Source organism: Capnocytophaga sp. ARDL2, assembly GCF_041530365.1.
Lineage (GTDB): Bacteria > Bacteroidota > Bacteroidia > Flavobacteriales > Flavobacteriaceae > Flavobacterium.
On the sequence record NZ_CP168034.1, the window covers coordinates 1,842,873 to 1,858,362 of the forward strand.

The 15,490-nt window shown below is 33.7% G+C and carries 16 protein-coding genes; 11 read left to right on the plus strand and 5 right to left on the minus strand.

What is annotated here, in order from left to right; all coding sequences use genetic code 11:
* The first annotated feature begins 103 nt into the window (after window positions 1-103).
* The 3 genes from AB4865_RS09320 (at window position 104) to AB4865_RS09330 (ending at window position 2,737) form a co-directional block, all read left to right on the plus strand.
* Window positions 104-1,651 carry an aldehyde dehydrogenase family protein gene (locus AB4865_RS09320; RefSeq protein WP_372472989.1) on the plus strand — a complete coding sequence of 516 codons (1,548 nt, stop codon included), beginning with the start codon at window positions 104-106 and terminating at the stop codon, window positions 1,649-1,651.
* A gap of 21 nt (window positions 1,652-1,672) precedes the next feature.
* Window positions 1,673-2,080, plus strand: a complete 408-nt coding sequence (locus AB4865_RS09325; RefSeq protein WP_372472990.1) for a DUF2059 domain-containing protein — start codon at window positions 1,673-1,675, stop codon at window positions 2,078-2,080.
* 159 nt (window positions 2,081-2,239) lie between these two features.
* A complete protein-coding gene (locus AB4865_RS09330) occupies window positions 2,240-2,737 on the plus strand; it encodes an outer membrane protein (protein WP_372472991.1) in 498 nt (165 codons plus the stop codon).
* Window positions 2,738-2,782: 45 nt separating this feature from the next.
* On the opposite strand, the gene AB4865_RS09335 is transcribed toward AB4865_RS09330, so the two are convergent.
* The 4 genes from AB4865_RS09335 to AB4865_RS09350 are packed head-to-tail and all read right to left on the minus strand — an operon-like array spanning window position 2,783 to window position 6,358.
* Window positions 2,783-3,838: a M20 family metallo-hydrolase gene (locus AB4865_RS09335; RefSeq protein ID WP_372472992.1), complete on the minus strand. Its 1,056-nt coding sequence runs from the start codon at window positions 3,836-3,838 to the stop codon at window positions 2,783-2,785.
* A gap of 3 nt (window positions 3,839-3,841) precedes the next feature.
* Window positions 3,842-4,594: a glycosyltransferase family 2 protein gene (locus AB4865_RS09340; protein ID WP_372472993.1), complete on the minus strand. Its 753-nt coding sequence runs from the start codon at window positions 4,592-4,594 to the stop codon at window positions 3,842-3,844.
* Window positions 4,594-5,703, minus strand: a complete 1,110-nt coding sequence (locus tag AB4865_RS09345) for an anion permease (RefSeq protein WP_372472994.1) — start codon at window positions 5,701-5,703, stop codon at window positions 4,594-4,596. Before AB4865_RS09345 ends, AB4865_RS09340 begins: the two co-directional genes overlap by 1 nt.
* A 10-nt stretch (window positions 5,704-5,713) precedes the next feature.
* Entirely contained in the window at window positions 5,714-6,358 is a 645-nt protein-coding gene (locus tag AB4865_RS09350; protein WP_372472995.1) for a DUF47 domain-containing protein, read from the minus strand.
* A gap of 561 nt (window positions 6,359-6,919) precedes the next feature.
* Between AB4865_RS09350 and AB4865_RS09355 the strand changes: the two genes are divergently transcribed.
* The 8 genes from AB4865_RS09355 (at window position 6,920) to AB4865_RS09390 (ending at window position 14,991) form a co-directional block, all read left to right on the plus strand.
* Window positions 6,920-8,236, plus strand: a complete 1,317-nt coding sequence (locus AB4865_RS09355) for a hypothetical protein (RefSeq protein WP_372472996.1) — start codon at window positions 6,920-6,922, stop codon at window positions 8,234-8,236.
* A gap of 19 nt (window positions 8,237-8,255) precedes the next feature.
* Complete coding sequence (locus tag AB4865_RS09360; RefSeq protein ID WP_372472997.1) at window positions 8,256-10,367, plus strand: TonB-dependent receptor plug domain-containing protein; 2,112 nt, start codon at window positions 8,256-8,258, stop codon at window positions 10,365-10,367.
* Window positions 10,368-10,374: 7 nt separating this feature from the next.
* Entirely contained in the window at window positions 10,375-11,493 is a 1,119-nt protein-coding gene (locus AB4865_RS09365) for an HmuY family protein (protein WP_372472998.1), read from the plus strand.
* A 134-nt stretch (window positions 11,494-11,627) separates the two neighbouring features.
* Window positions 11,628-13,166 (plus strand): T9SS type A sorting domain-containing protein, encoded by a 1,539-nt coding sequence (locus AB4865_RS09370; RefSeq protein WP_372472999.1) that lies wholly within the window; start codon window positions 11,628-11,630, stop codon window positions 13,164-13,166.
* Window positions 13,167-13,264: 98 nt separating this feature from the next.
* Entirely contained in the window at window positions 13,265-13,486 is a 222-nt protein-coding gene (locus AB4865_RS09375; protein ID WP_372473000.1) for a hypothetical protein, read from the plus strand.
* Window positions 13,487-13,527: 41 nt separating this feature from the next.
* Window positions 13,528-13,716, plus strand: a complete 189-nt coding sequence (locus AB4865_RS09380) for a hypothetical protein (RefSeq protein WP_372473001.1) — start codon at window positions 13,528-13,530, stop codon at window positions 13,714-13,716.
* A 114-nt stretch (window positions 13,717-13,830) separates the two neighbouring features.
* Window positions 13,831-14,037, plus strand: a complete 207-nt coding sequence (locus AB4865_RS09385; protein ID WP_372474902.1) for a T9SS type A sorting domain-containing protein — start codon at window positions 13,831-13,833, stop codon at window positions 14,035-14,037.
* Between the two features lie 96 nt (window positions 14,038-14,133).
* A complete protein-coding gene (locus tag AB4865_RS09390) occupies window positions 14,134-14,991 on the plus strand; it encodes a ChaN family lipoprotein (protein WP_372473002.1) in 858 nt (285 codons plus the stop codon).
* Between the two features lie 58 nt (window positions 14,992-15,049).
* On the opposite strand, the gene AB4865_RS09395 is transcribed toward AB4865_RS09390, so the two are convergent.
* Window positions 15,050-15,463 carry a CBS domain-containing protein gene (locus tag AB4865_RS09395; RefSeq protein ID WP_372473003.1) on the minus strand — a complete coding sequence of 138 codons (414 nt, stop codon included), beginning with the start codon at window positions 15,461-15,463 and terminating at the stop codon, window positions 15,050-15,052.
* Between the last annotated feature and the right edge of the window lie 27 nt (window positions 15,464-15,490).

Below are 15,490 nucleotides of genomic sequence, written 5' to 3' on the forward strand. Positions count from 1 at the left end.
TTTACATTTATATCCATTGATTCATCAAAAAAGTTTTCAAACTAAAAAAAAATCCCTATCTTCGTAAACGATAAAAAAATAATTCATTAAAATAAATAGAACTATGAGTACACAAACTCAAAACTTCGGAATTGAAGAAGCATTAAAAGCCTTAGGATTAGAAGGAGAAAAATTGGGAACTTCAACAGGAACTCAATGGTTTTCAAACGGAAAAACAATAGAATCTTACTCACCAGCCGATGGAAAATTGATTGGTTCGGTAAAAACTTCTTCTCAAGAAGATTACGAAGCTGTAATGGCAAAAGCTACAGAAGCATTCAAATCTTGGAGATTGGTTCCAGCACCAAAAAGAGGTGAAATCGTAAGACAAGTTGGAGAAGCTTTGAGAGAAAACAAAGAAGCTCTTGGAAAATTGGTTTCTTACGAAATGGGAAAAAGCTTTCAAGAAGGTTTAGGAGAAGTACAAGAAATGATTGACATCTGTGATTATGCAGTAGGACTTTCTCGTCAGTTGTACGGATTTACAATGCACTCAGAAAGACCAAAACACAGAATGTACGACCAATACCACCCACTTGGAGTAGTTGGTATCATTTCAGCGTTTAACTTCCCAGTAGCTGTATGGTCTTGGAACGCAGCATTGGCTTGGGTTTGTGGTGATGTTTGTGTATGGAAACCAAGCTCAAAAACACCTTTGTGTGCAGTAGCTTGTCAAAATATCATTTCAAAAGTATTTGCAGAAAACAATGTACCAGAAGGAGTTAGCTGTTTAGTAACAGGAAACTTGACAGGAGATTTGATCAACACCGACAAACGCATTCCTTTGGTATCGTTTACAGGTTCTACAAGAATCGGTCGTCATGTATCAAAAGTAGTAGCAGAGAGATTTGGACGCACTATTTTGGAATTAGGAGGAAACAACGCAATCATCGTTTCAGAACACGCAGATTTGAACATGGTATTGGTTGGAGCAGTGTTTGGAGCAGTAGGTACAGCAGGACAAAGATGTACGACTACGCGTCGATTGATTGTTCATGAATCTGTATATGACAAAACGATTGAAACATTGAAAAAAGCCTATGCACAGTTGAAAATCGGAAATCCATTAGACGCTTCAAACCATGTAGGACCACTAATTGATAAAAAAGCTACAGAAGACTACTTGAACGCAATTGCAAAAGCAAAAGCAGAAGGTGGAAATGTTATCGTAGAAGGTGGTGTATTGGAAGGAGAAGGATACGAAAGCGGATGCTATGTAAAACCTTGTATCATCGAAGCGAAAAATCACTTTGAAATCGTACAAGAAGAAACCTTTGCTCCGATTTTGTATGTGATGAAATACAACAACATCGAAGAAGCCATTGATATGCAAAATGATGTACCACAAGGATTGTCGTCATCTATTTTCACAACCAATATGAGAGAAGCAGAATTGTTCTTGTCTCATGCAGGATCTGACTGTGGTATTGCCAATGTAAACATTGGAACATCAGGAGCAGAAATTGGAGGAGCTTTTGGAGGTGAAAAAGAAACAGGAGGTGGTAGAGAGTCTGGATCAGATGCTTGGAAAATCTATATGCGTCGTCAGACCAATACGATCAACTATGGAACCGAATTGCCATTGGCACAAGGAATCAAATTTGATTTTTAATAATTTAAAAACTATATAAAAATGAAAAATATCGTTTTATCTATCGCATTCGTAGCTGTGTCGGCAATGGGGATGGCACAATCAAGAGATTTTAAGAAAGATGTGTTGGAGTATATTGAGGTTGCTGGTTCAGAAAAAGCAATGATGGTTCAATTAGAGCAGATCTTTTCTCAAGTTCCAGTTTCAAAACAAGAAGATTTCAAAAAAGAACTTGCAGCTACTTTGCCAGCTTTCAAAGAACAATTGGCAGAAGTAATGATGAAAACTTACACACAAGAAGAAATCACTGCATTGTTGAAATTTTACAACTCTCCAATTGGAAAGACAATTGCATCAAAGCAAGAAGAGCTTACTAAAAAAAGTGCAAAAATTGGAGAAAAATGGGGTGAGGAATATTTGATGCCAATCTTAATGAAATATTTCAACTAAACATTATCAAAACACTCGAAATTTTATCGAGTGTTTTTTGTGTAAAAATCAATAAGTTTTATTTATAAATCATTTTAATATTGTTAAAAAACAAAAAATAATTTGTTTTTTTTACATAATTTTTTTAAATTAACATAAACATCTTAATTTTATTTAATTATGAAAAAAATATTATTAACTGCTGGATTAGTTGTAGCAACTTCTTTATCAGTAAATGCACAGGTTTCTCAAAATGCTATCGGATTACGTTTCGGAGATAGCGATGGTTTAGGAGCTGAAGTTTCTTATCAAAGATCATTAACAAGCAACAACCGTTTAGAGGCCAACTTAGGTTGGAGAGGTGGTAACAATATCAACTTTTTGAAAGTAACAGGTATTTATCAATGGTATTGGCCAATCGAAAACAACTTCGTATGGTATGCGGGTGTTGGAGGTGCAGTAGGTACATGGTCATATAGCTATAACCACCCATTGACAGGAAAACTTTCTGATTCGGGGGCTTCTGTTGCAGCTGCAGGACAAATTGGTATTGAGTACCACTTCAATATTCCTTTGCAAGTTTCATTGGATTTCAAACCAGAATTTAATTTGATGAAAAGCGATCATTACAACAGCTTTGGACGTGATATCGCTTTGAGTGTTAGATATAAATTCTAAGAATATAAAAAATCCTTAATCACTACTATTGATTAAGGATTTTTTTTATACAAGTTCGTTTAAAATTTTACAATAAATATCAATTCCCTCCTCTATTTCACTTCGGTAAATGTATTCATTAGCAGAATGAGAACGTGCAGATTTTCCAGGTCCTATTTTTACAGAAGGAATGTTCAATAAAGTTTGGTCACTTGTTGTTGGCGAACCAAAAGTTTCTCTTCCTATTTTGATACCCGCTTGTACTACTGGATGTGAAACGTCAATTTTTGATGGTCTCAATCGTGTAGAACGAGGTTTCACTTCGCACTGTACATGTTTACGAACTATATCCAGTATTTCTTCGTGTGTATAAGCATCAGTTACACGCACATCTACTACAAATTCACAAACGGATGGAATCACATTGTGTTGTGTACCCGAATTAATAAGAGTAACAGACATTTTTACATCACCAAATAATTCTGATTTTTTTGGAAATTTGTAATTTTTAAACCAAAGAATATCTTCAAGTGCATTGTAAATCGCATTTTCTCCTTCATCTCGTGCAGCATGACCCGGTATTCCGTTAGAGGTACACTCCAATACCATTACTCCTTTTTCTCCAATGGCTAATTGCATTTGTGTGGGTTCACCCACAATGGCAAAATCAACATTTTCAACATGTTTCATCAACAATTCTATACCATTGGCACCCGCAACTTCTTCTTCTGCTGTTGTTGCGATAAGCAAATTGTATTTCAAATTTTTCTGCTCGTAAAAATGTAAAAAGGTAGCAATCAATGACACCAAGCATCCACCTGCATCGGTACTTCCTAATCCATATATTTTTCCGTCAATATCTTCGGCATGAAATGGGTCTTTTGTATAATTGGCATTTGGTCGTACGGTATCGTGATGCGAATTTAGTAGAATCGTAGGTTTTGACGCATCATAATATTTATTGTATGCGTAAACATTGTTTTTCAATCGATGAGTTTCTACTCCTTTTGATTTCAAAAACTTCTCTATAATAGTAGCTACCTCGTCTTCTTCTCTACTAAAAGAAGGTGTTGCTATCATTTGTTTTAGCAAATTGATGCCATCTTCCACGTAATTGTTCATGGGTTAGTCATTTTTATCTCTATAGGAACTATAAACTTCAACAAACTCTGTAAGATTTGATTTTTTATATTTTTCAATATCTCTTTCAAGGAATCCATATTTTTTAGAATAGTAAGGACCCGTTGCATGCAAGCATTTTTCACTGTGTAAAATGGCTGAAAATTTATTTAATTTTTTTCGAATTAAATTACTCAAAGCACCATCTTCACCATTTTTCATAGAAAAACGTTTAAACCATAACCAAAATCTCAATTTTTTTAAATCGGATGTACGCATCATCACACACCATCCTCCAACTGGACCTTTTGCCAAGGATATCGAATGAATGGTTTCTAAAGTATAATGTTCCTCAGTAGGTTTTGCCCCATTTGTTTTTTCATCTTGTATCACATCTAAAGCCAAAAATCCCAACTCAGGTACAGCATTCATAGCATCCACCATTTTTTTGTCAAATTGCGTAGGAAATTCTATAACATCATCATCTACTATGACTATGTAATCTGATGGTGCAAAATTTCTCGCAATTTTCAACAATTTTTTATATTCTTGCAATCCTTTGTTTTCTTGATTATAAGAAACAAAAAAACGCTCATCTTTGGACGCAATTTCTTTCAACAACTCTACAGTACCATCTGTTGAACCATTGTCGATGATGAAAAAGCGAAAATCTTTACAAGCATGTTTTCTAAAAAAATCATCAAAACAGTCTTTTGTAAAGGCTTTTCTATTCCAAGTTAGCATAATATAATGTATCATTAGATAAACATTTTGATTGCGTAATAAACCAACACAGCTACCAATGCACTTACGGGAATGGTCAATATCCAAGCCCAAAGTAGGCTAATGGTAACTCCCCAGCGTACAGCTGAAATTCTCTTGGTTACTCCTACCCCTATAATAGCTCCGGTAATTGTATGAGTTGTAGAAACAGGCACTCCCAAATGCTCGGTTACATACAATGAAAAGGCACCTGCTGTTTCCGCTGCAACTCCTTCTAAAGGAGTAACTTTAGTAATTTTAGACCCCATCGTTTTTACGATTTTCCAACCCCCACTCATAGTTCCTAAACCGATGAATAAGAAGGAGGCTAATGGTACCCAAGACCAATGACTTACAAATACCTTGAAAGTATTTACACCCGGTTTGAAATATTCAGGGTCTGGAACTACATTGATGTGATAATAAATCACTGCTGCACCAATGATACCCATTACTTTCTGTGCATCGTTTCCTCCGTGGCCAAGAGAAAATAAAGCAGAAGAAACCAATTGTAATCGTTTGAACCATTGTTCTGCCTTATGTGGATTTACTTTACGGCAAATCCATAGTATGGCAACTGTGATAAAATAAGCAAGAATTAATCCTAAAAATGGAGCTCCGAAGATAAATAAAAAGATAGGTACAACTTTTTCGTAAACAATTACCGAAGTTCCGTCATCTCCTGTAAAGCCACCAGCAAATGCCAAGGCTGCACCAATAAAACCTCCAATCAATGTATGAGAAGATGAAGAAGGAATTCCTAATTTCCAAGTAGCTAAATTCCAAAGAATTGCTGCGACTAAACCTGCTAAAATTACCTCTAAAGTAATGAATTGTACATCGATAGATTTGGCAATGGTATTTCCAATTTTAAATTCACCAATTACATAAAGTGAAATGAAATATGCAGCAAAGTTAAACACTGCCGCCCAGAAAACTGCTTGAAATGGCGTTAGCACACGTGTGGTAACTATGGTTGCAATAGAGTTTGCCGCGTCGTGAAACCCATTGATGTAGTCAAATCCTAATGCTAATACAATAATGGCAACCAAAAGCCAAGATTGCGTAAGATGAAGATTGCTAAATAATTCTATAATTTCGTTCATTTTGAAAAAATTAAGCGTATTTTACAGTAATTTCATCCAATACATTGGCTACTTTTCTACAACTATCTGTTGCTGTCTCCAAGGCATCCATCACCTCTTTGTATTTGATGATTTCAATGGCATTGGTCTCGTTCTCAAAAATATCGGCAATGGCTTTGTCATAAACTTTATCAGCTTTTCTTTCCAAACGATAGATAATTTTCGTTTTTTCAGAAATTTTTTCAATATGTTTCATCGTGTTTAGCAACAAGATAGCCTCTGATACCTCTTTACAAGCTTCAAGGTTTGCTTCTGTCAGTTTTCTCAGAGGTTTTGTTACTTTGTCAATTTGATACGTACGCATTCTCGATGCAGCGGTACTCAAGTAATCTGCTACCTCGTTTACCGTAGAAATCAATGCGTAAATATCTTCTCTATCCATTGGTGTGATAAAGTTTCTACTCAATTCCATACGCATTGTTTGTGCGATTGTTTCGATTTCAGATTTTAATACTTCAACTTCTTTCAAGAAAGCTTCACGTTCGTCTTGGGGAAGATTTACCGCTTGATCTAATGTTTCAGATAGCTCTATTAATTTGTGTGCAGCTTGTTGAAACAAAGGATAAAACACTTTGTCCTTTGGTACTAATAAATGAAAAATAGAATTTAGTGACATAATTAATGTAATTTTTTCGGAACAAATGTATTTAAAATATAAATACTCCTTATACAATTTTTGGGATTTTTTATTCAAAACTACATTAATTTATCAACAACTTTTCAATATTTTCTCTTTTAGTCATCTAATTATTGCTTCCTTTTTGACAAAATTGAAGTCATCTCGACTTTTATATTTTAGTTTCATTTCACATTTATAAAGATAGATTTTTTAAATTTTATCTTTTGATTTGATTTTCGCTGATGTATTTTTGATTTATCGAAAAAACAACATCTGCTGTAATCTGCCCTAAAACGTAGGTTTAAACCTTTTAATTCTTAAATCATTTCAAAAAATCTGTGAATATCTGTGTTAGACGCACCCCACTCTTTGAGTACCGGTCTTTTTAGAGCCAAAATGTGTGAGAAAAAACAATAAATATGAATTCACTAAAAGTTTCATCACTATTTATCTATCACATTATCAACGATTAAATAAATAATATAAAATTTATATAAAATAATTTTTTGTATAATTTAAATTTTATCTAAATTTGCACTGTTTTTATTTATTCTATATATGAAAAATATAGTTATTTTAGTTGCCTCTTTAGTAGGAAATGTTTTAGCTTATTCACAAAACGGAAATTTTGTAGAGAAAAAAATTGTTTGCAAAGATTCTATAGAACGACCTTTTGTGATTTATACGCCTGAAAATTATCAAAAGGACACTCAAATTCCTATGGTCGTGTTTTTACACGGAGCAGTAGGCAATCCCAATTTGAAAAGCAATCCACTCTATTACGCACAACAATCCAATTGGTTGAAATTAGCGGACGAGGGCAATTTTATGATGGTTTTTCCATTTGGTCAAAAACATACAACATGGTTTGATGCTGTAGGGACTGATATGATTCAAAAGATTCAAACGGCTACCATTCAAGAATTTTCTGTTAATACAAATCAAGTGTTCTTGGCTGGTTTTTCAGATGGAGCATCGGGAGTAATGTATCAATATCTGACAAACAATTCCTCGTATGCAGGATTTTTTGCTCTATGTGGTAGTTTGAACATTGCAGAAAAATTGGGAGAAATTTCTCTCTATCCAACCAATGCAAATGAAAAGCCTATTTACATCATCAATACGACTGAAGATCCATTGTATCCTGTAAATCAAATAACTAAAAGCATTGAGCATTTGCAAAACTATCAACCAAATGTGGTGTATTTCACAGAAGAGGCTTCTCATGATATGAGCTATTTGGAAAACCGCTCACAAGAGATTATAGACTTTATAAAAAATAATAAGAAACACACACCTTTTGAAATCAATCTTTCTTTGGATGAAAATGTGGCTATAAGCTATTCTTGGTTGACAATAAATGATTTTATCAAAGAGAAATTACCAATTGATTACAGTGTAAAAATCATCAATGACAAAGCAGATTTTGGTGTATCCTACGATTTTTCTTATCAAGGCGATGGTCTGAAAATCAAATCATTTAAAAAGGATTCGGCATTAGAAAAAATGGGAGCAAAAGTCGGAGATGTTATTTTAAAAATGGGAGAAATTGCTATGGAAAATGGATATTCGCCTTTTGGATATTTACCTTATAAAAAAGCAAGTGATGAAGCGGAAGTAACCCTATTGAGAAATGAAGAAAAAATTGTTTTAAAAGGAACATTCAACCCTGCAAAAGAATATTCGATTTTTAATAAACAACCCAATGCTGTAATTCATGCAAAAATCGTAAATGATGAACTCATTATCAACTGTAAAGGTGTGCAGTCATTTAGTATTCATCAAAATCTTTTGCCTAAAACGATTTCAACTTTTATCCTAAATGATAAAAAAATGAATGCCGTTTTTGACACACCTATTCAATGCGAAAATTAGAATACTTGGAAACTTGGATATGAAAAAGTGTAGTGATTTAAAAGTTTTTCTACTCCCCTATTTCATTTTTACATCCCTTGCTCACGCTCAAGAACCTACTACGGATGTTGATGAATTGGAAGAAATCGTTATCTACGACCAGAGAAAAATTGAAAATATTCAAAAAGAAGTGGCTAAAGTAAAGACACTTACCGAAGAAGACATAAAAAATATGGCGGCGGTAAACCTCGCCGAAGTATTGAGTCAACAAGCCAACATGAGAATCATCACAGATGAAACTTCTGGTAAAACCACTATTTCACTATTAGGCTTAGATGCAAAATATTTCAAAATCCTAATCGACAATGTGCCTGTGGTAAGTGATGAAGGTGTGGGAAATAATGTAGATTTATCTCAAATTCAATTAGATAACATCGAACGCATTGAACTCATAGAAGGTGCTATGGGAGTGACTCACGGTGCCAATGCCGTAGGAGGTGTTTTGAATATTATAACTAAGAAAAATAGTCGTACTAAATGGGATATCACAGCATTTTTGCAAGAAGAAACCCTGCGAAATGAATACAACTTGAGCAACAGAGGAAGACATATTCAAAATTTGCGAATTGCCAGAAAACTCAACGATAATTGGATGGTTTCGATTGGAGGAAATAGAGATCATTCGTTTGGATTGTACGACAATTTTATGGGAAAAAATCACAAATTCAACGATGGTTTGAGAGGTTATAAATGGCTTCCTTCTGAAAAATACAATGGATTTGCCTTTGTCAATTTCAACAGTGCCAATGATTGGAGATTCAATTATCGCATCAATTATTTTCAGAGTGATATACAATCTGTTTCAAAACATGTAATCGATGCATACAACAGTAATTTAGGAAGTTATAAATATGCCAATGACCAAATTTTTAAAAATAAAAATATACAACATTTACTGAATTTCAACTATGGAAATTCAAATGATTGGGCATTGAACTCATCGATTTCATATCAAAAACAAAGTCGAAACATCGAAAAGTATAGATACATTATTTCTACAGAAGAATCTCAAAACCATACAGTAGAAAAAAATCGTGAAATGGATGTATTTTATACAAAAACAGAGTTTGATAAATCGTATAACAATGGAAAATTTCACCTAACCATTGGAAACGAAAATATTGTCAGTAAAGGATTTGCTTGGGTAGATAGCGAACTAAACAAAAAGACCAGCATCGAAAAATTTATCAACAATTATGATGCGTACTCGCTACTTATCTATAGACCCAATACAAAATGGAGCTTGAGCGGTGGTGGTCGCTATTCGGTACAATCGGTGTTTAGCAATCAATGGGCAGTGAGTTTTCATAGTACCAAAACCTTTGGTAAGGACTATGAATGGCGAATAGGTTTGGGAAAATCGTACCGCACACCAGAGTTTGATGAATTGTATTCGCGTGTCATTTTCGAGGGACATTATTTTGTAGGAAACGAACATCTTTTGCCAGAGCGTTCGCTATCTATGGATTCGCATCTCAACAAAACTTTTGTTTTTTCAAAAAATAATCAATTAAACAGCGGAATATCTACCAATGTTTTGAATGTAAAAGATCGTATTACTACAGCATTGATAGGTTTTGACGGAGCAATTCCGATGTATGAAATGATGAATGTAAGCAGCTATCAAAGTTTTCATTTATCAACCAAGCAAAACTATCAATACCATCATTGGAATTTTGGGATAGGTGCTTCTTTTGTTTGGATTTCACAATTGATTGACAACAAACAGTTTAAAACAGACGACAGATATTTGTTCAACAACAATGCAAATGCTCAAATAGGATATAAAATTCCCAAATGGCACGGACATTTTAACCTCTTTTACAACTTTTTCGGAAAAAGTCAGTCGTGGCGAGCGATGAACGATGGTTATTATTTAAGTGAAATATCTCCGTTTGGTCTCCTCGATCTATCCTATCGTCAGCAATTATTCAACAATCGATGGGAAGTAACCGTTGGTGCAAGAAATGTGTTGAACAATGAGGAAATAACCTATAAAACACAATTTAAAAAATTAGTTATCGAAGAAAAAGTACGCCGATCAAGTGGAAGAAATTTCTTTTTCAGAATTGCATATAATTTCAAAAAATAAATAAACAATGAAAAAAGTAGTATTTACATTATCAATGTTGGCTTTATTAGCCTCATGTGGAGACGATAATACAACTCCAAAAAAAGATGAAAATCCAATCAAACCAGAAGAACCAGCTGTTGTAGAGAAAAAAGTTATGACAGCTTCTATCGGTGGTGGTACACAACCCAATCATGTGTATATCGACCTTTCTACAGGAAAGGAAACGCCGGTAGTGCGTGATGCATGGGATTTGGGATTTTATTGTGGAAATGACAACAGAGTGATTATCAACAACACAATAAAAATGGCTGTAAAACCATTGGAAACAACCAATATCGATGAAGTTGTAACAGCTGATTATACTGTGGCTGTTTCACCAAATGTAGCAGCTTCAAATGGATGGGTTGACAGTCCGTTTGGAATTTTAGCTTCAAATAATCCAGGAGGTGGAACCGCAATCGCTGAAATTTCAGAAAACCCAGACTTAAACAAAGTATATTTGGTAAACTTAGGAGATGATGTAGCCAATGCTGCGGCTCCTGAAACAGGTGCTGTCAATTTATCAGGAGCTCCACGAGGATGGAAAAAAATCAAAATCAATCGTCAAGGTGATAAATACATTTTACATTATGCAAATTTGAACGAAACAACTCATAAAACGATTGAAATTTCGAAAAACAATACGCACAATTTTGTGTTTTTCAACTTGAAAGACGAGAAAATCGTAAACAATCAACCAGAAAAAACAAAATGGGACATTAGTTTTACAGGACATACTTTATATACAGGTCAGTCGATGCAAGATGCTGTATTGTACTATTTTGCAGACATTTGTTTGACAAATATTCACGGTGGAGCAATTTCATATCAAGTAGAATTGGAGTCTGGTCAACAACGCGATACTCAATACGAAAACTTTAAATTGGCCGATGTAGATCAAGCACAATTTACTGCGGCTGCCAATCAACATCAGTTGACCATCGGTAGAAAATGGCGTAATACGATGAGCCGTACACTCAAGGACAATGCGTTTTATGTAATCAAAGATGCTGAAGGAAATATTTTCAAATTGAAATTCCTTGCTATGATGAACGATGCTGGTGAAAGAGGTCATACTACTTTTGAATATCAATTGTTGAAATAAAACGCTTGACGCAGGAGGAAGTTTTGATTCCGCTTTAGTTGAGACAGGAATTTGAATCCTTTATTTGAAGAGATAAAAAATTGGAAGTTTCTATTAGTTTTCTTCCTCCTGCTTTTAGAATAATGAATTAGTATATGAAAAAAATTTACATTACCTTATTGTGTATGTTGGGAGTCGCCTTTCAAGGAAATTCTCAAGTGAGCAATTATATATTTAGTACAGAAAACAACACCTACCAAGAATTGACAGATGCCACAGTTATAGCAACTGCTCAAAATCAATTTGGTGCTATGTTGGATGAAAATATTTATACCGAAAGCTTGCCTTTTCCATTTTATTTCAATGGAAATCAATACAATCAAGTACATATTTCTACCGATGGATTTGTATTTTTCGGAAGTTTTATTCCTAACGAAAATCAATACTATTTCAAACCAATTCCTTTGAGCCATCCGTTTTCTGGTATTATTGCAGGTTTCAATGACGATTTGATTGGTTATTTTACAGATGCACAAGACCCAGGAACCATTTCGGTAAAAACTGTAGGTACTGCTCCCAATCGAGAATATGTGATTCAGTGGAAAAACTTTACTCGTTTTCAAGCAACTATACATGGAGGGTATCTATTAGGACATTTTGATATCAATTTTCAAATTAGATTGCATGAAAATGGAACAATAAAAAGTGTATATGATGTAAATGCTGTAGGCGAACCCTCAGGAATATATATTACCGCAGGTTTGAGAGGTATTAATACAGCAGATTTTAATGTAAGAACCAATCACAATGTATCAGCTGCTACTTGGCAAAATACCGTTGCAGCAACTACCGTAATGGGACAAGCTGGAATGATTTTCACCCCTATTTCAGCACCTCCAAGCAATGGATTTACTTATGTTTGGACTCCAGAAAATGTTGATGTAATCAATTGTGAGTCGGTGGAGTCATTTACTATGAATTTTGAAAATATGAATACTATAGAATTGTTTTCAAATCACTGTTGGAATAGAAACAATACTGATGTACCACCATTTACTGTATTAAACAACTGGAACGGAAATCCACTACCCGACAATGCACTTAGAGTTTACAAAGGGAGTGGCGCAGGAGATTTGATTTTAGTTTCACCCGAATTGACTACTACCAATGGCACTCACGGAATTAGTTTTGACCTCGAGAGTATGTTGGTAGTTGAACCCTACAATTTATTGACAGGTCAGGAAAAAATTGTTGTAGGTACTATGGCATCAGCTACGGATTTTGCATCCTTTATACCGACAGAATTTGAGTTTCCTTTGACCTCTATGGGTACAAAAGAAACAACTGCCATAACATTTCCACAAGGACATAAGTTCGTCGCGTTGAAATTTGATTTGCAAACCCTTGGAAATAAAACTATTTTGATAGACAATATCAAATGGCATACAGCATTGAGCAACAAAAAAATTGATGTTTCTCAAGTAAATTTATTTCCTAATCCTACTAAAGATATATTGTACATCGAAACTGATTTGTTTATAAAAAACATTCAATTGTATGATTTTTCAGGTAGAATGTTGTTGCAAACAGAGAAAAAATCCATTGATTTACACGCTCTTTCACAAGGAAATTATTTACTTACTATAGAAACAACCGACGGAAGTAAAGGAAGTTTTAAAGTGAGTAAACATTAAATTTCAAACTAAAATAATCAACTGGCTTAATAGCCAGTATTTTTTCAAATAAAGAAATTATATTAATTAAATACAAATAAAATAGAAATTCTTTCTCTTTGAAAGCTATTTTATTAGCTTTAGCATTAGGGCTGTCAATAAATACAGAATGGTCTCAAAATGTACCTAATTACACATTTTCACAATCTATCGGAATCTATGTAGTATTGACAGAAGGAACAATTGTTAGTGTTGAAAACTCAGTTCCTGTTGAGGATTTAGATGGTGATTTATCTGCTATTATTTTACCATTTACGATGATAATAACCGAGTTATTTTAGTATCACCTTATTTAAGCAATGTTACGAAAAGAACACATCAATTGAAATTTAGAGCTAGAAAAACAGGAGCGTCAAATGAATATCTTCAGATAGTTGCTCTTTCAGATCCTACAGATGAAGCTACTTTATATGAAGTGATGACCATCCCAACTGGTAATTTCTCAACTTCGAAATATACAGATTTTGTGATTCCGTTTACAGAAGTTGTGGAAAATTCCAATCATATCTGATTTAGATTAAAAGGTACCTCTACAACAAGTACAGTTATTCGTTTAGATAATATAAAATGGGAACCAATCACACAATTGAGTACCAGATAGTATTGATGCTTCACAAGTAAGATTATATCCAAAAAACCTACGACGGATTTTATTACCATAGAAACGGATTTGGATATCAAGTTTATAGATTTTTTTGATTCTATAGGTAAACATCTTGAAACTACAAATGAGAAAACCATCAATTTGCAACCATTTGAAACTGGATTCTATATTCTTACTATCGAAGCAACTGATGGAAGTAAAGGTAGTTTTAAAGTAATGAAAAAATAATCCGTTCACTTTTTTTAATTTTTTCTTCATTGTTCAAAAATCTGTTCTTTTATTAGGACAGATTTTTTTATTTTTGAAAAACTAAACAATTATTAAATGAAAGCACTACTTACAATTTACTTTTTACTACTTACTTTTTTCGGTTTTTCCCAAGAAAAAAAGGCATTTGAATTATACGATGCCATAGGAAAAAAAGTATCTTATTACAAAATGATGAAACAATTGGAAAAGCAAGATGTGGTGTTTTTTGGAGAATTTCACAACAATACGCTGGTACATTGGTTGCAATTGCAAGTTTTGAAGGATTTATCTAATAAACGCTTGATGAGGTTTGGTCTGGAAATGTTTGAAAGAGATCAACAAGAGATTATCAATCGATATCTAAACGACGAAATAAATGAAAAAGCCTTTGATACTTTAACGCGTTTTTGGAGCAATTATTCCACAGATTATCATCCGATGGTCAATTTTGCTAAAGAACAAAACATCCCAGTTATTGCTACCAATGTACCTCGAAAATATGCGAATATGCTTTTTAAACAAGGTGAAGAAATATTGTACAATTTGCCTTCAGAGGAAAAACAATGGATTGCTCCACTCCCCTTTCCCTTTGATGCAGAGTTGAGTAGTTACATAAAAATGCTGGATATGTTTGAGAATGAAACTCGCAAAAACCTCAATTTTCCAAAAGCTCAAGCAATAAAAGACGCAACTATGGCGTATAGTATCGTAGAAAATTGGAAACCAAACAGTTTATTTTTTCATATCAATGGGAGTTTTCATACCAATCATTACGAAGGAATCATTTGGTATGTAAATCATTACAATCCAAACTTGAAAATTAAAAGTATCACCGTAGTCGAAGTAGATGATATTTCTACTTTCAATACAGAAGATAAACTTTTAGCGGATTATATTTTTTATATTCCAAGTGATATGATAAAGAGTTATTAATCAAAAGAGGTTGACCATAGTCAACCTCTTTTTCATTTTAAAAATGTATAAACAACTATTAATATTGCTCTAAAAGATATTTAACCAAATCAGTTGTTGTTACCATACCTGCAATTTCATCGTTTTCTACTACTGGCAATGAGTGGAAACTTTGAGTTGACAAAATTTCAGCTACTTCTTTGATATTTGTATCTGTTGTAACAGTCAAAGGCGATTTTACCATCACATCTTTCAATTGATATGTATCATAAATAGCTTTTAAAGTTGCCTGATCTACATCCCCAGCTCCGTAACCTAATTTCAAAACATCATTTTTACTAACTAATCCAACCAATTTTGAACCTTCTACTACAGGAATGTGACGAATGTTGTAATGAGAAAACATTTCGTTTACTTCACTTACTTTTTTAGTTGGGTCAACTACGATTAAAGCTTTAGCCATAATTTGTGATACTGGTACTCTTTGTTTCATAATGTAATTATTTAGTTATTAATTTTC

What these genes read in the sequence shown, in the direction of transcription:
- AB4865_RS09320 (WP_372472989.1), top strand. Translation starts at nt 104, where the DNA reads ATGAGTACACAAACTCAAAACTTCGGAATTGAAGAAGCATTAAAAGCC.
- AB4865_RS09325 (WP_372472990.1), top strand. Translation starts at nt 1,673, where the DNA reads ATGAAAAATATCGTTTTATCTATCGCATTCGTAGCTGTGTCGGCAATG.
- AB4865_RS09330 (WP_372472991.1), top strand. Translation starts at nt 2,240, where the DNA reads ATGAAAAAAATATTATTAACTGCTGGATTAGTTGTAGCAACTTCTTTA.
- AB4865_RS09335 (WP_372472992.1), bottom strand. Translation starts at nt 3,838, where the DNA reads ATGAACAATTACGTGGAAGATGGCATCAATTTGCTAAAACAAATGATA.
- AB4865_RS09340 (WP_372472993.1), bottom strand. Translation starts at nt 4,594, where the DNA reads ATGATACATTATATTATGCTAACTTGGAATAGAAAAGCCTTTACAAAA.
- AB4865_RS09345 (WP_372472994.1), bottom strand. Translation starts at nt 5,703, where the DNA reads ATGAACGAAATTATAGAATTATTTAGCAATCTTCATCTTACGCAATCT.
- AB4865_RS09350 (WP_372472995.1), bottom strand. Translation starts at nt 6,358, where the DNA reads ATGTCACTAAATTCTATTTTTCATTTATTAGTACCAAAGGACAAAGTG.
- AB4865_RS09355 (WP_372472996.1), top strand. Translation starts at nt 6,920, where the DNA reads ATGAAAAATATAGTTATTTTAGTTGCCTCTTTAGTAGGAAATGTTTTA.
- AB4865_RS09360 (WP_372472997.1), top strand. Translation starts at nt 8,256, where the DNA reads ATGAAAAAGTGTAGTGATTTAAAAGTTTTTCTACTCCCCTATTTCATT.
- AB4865_RS09365 (WP_372472998.1), top strand. Translation starts at nt 10,375, where the DNA reads ATGAAAAAAGTAGTATTTACATTATCAATGTTGGCTTTATTAGCCTCA.
- AB4865_RS09370 (WP_372472999.1), top strand. Translation starts at nt 11,628, where the DNA reads ATGAAAAAAATTTACATTACCTTATTGTGTATGTTGGGAGTCGCCTTT.
- AB4865_RS09390 (WP_372473002.1), top strand. Translation starts at nt 14,134, where the DNA reads ATGAAAGCACTACTTACAATTTACTTTTTACTACTTACTTTTTTCGGT.
- AB4865_RS09395 (WP_372473003.1), bottom strand. Translation starts at nt 15,463, where the DNA reads ATGAAACAAAGAGTACCAGTATCACAAATTATGGCTAAAGCTTTAATC.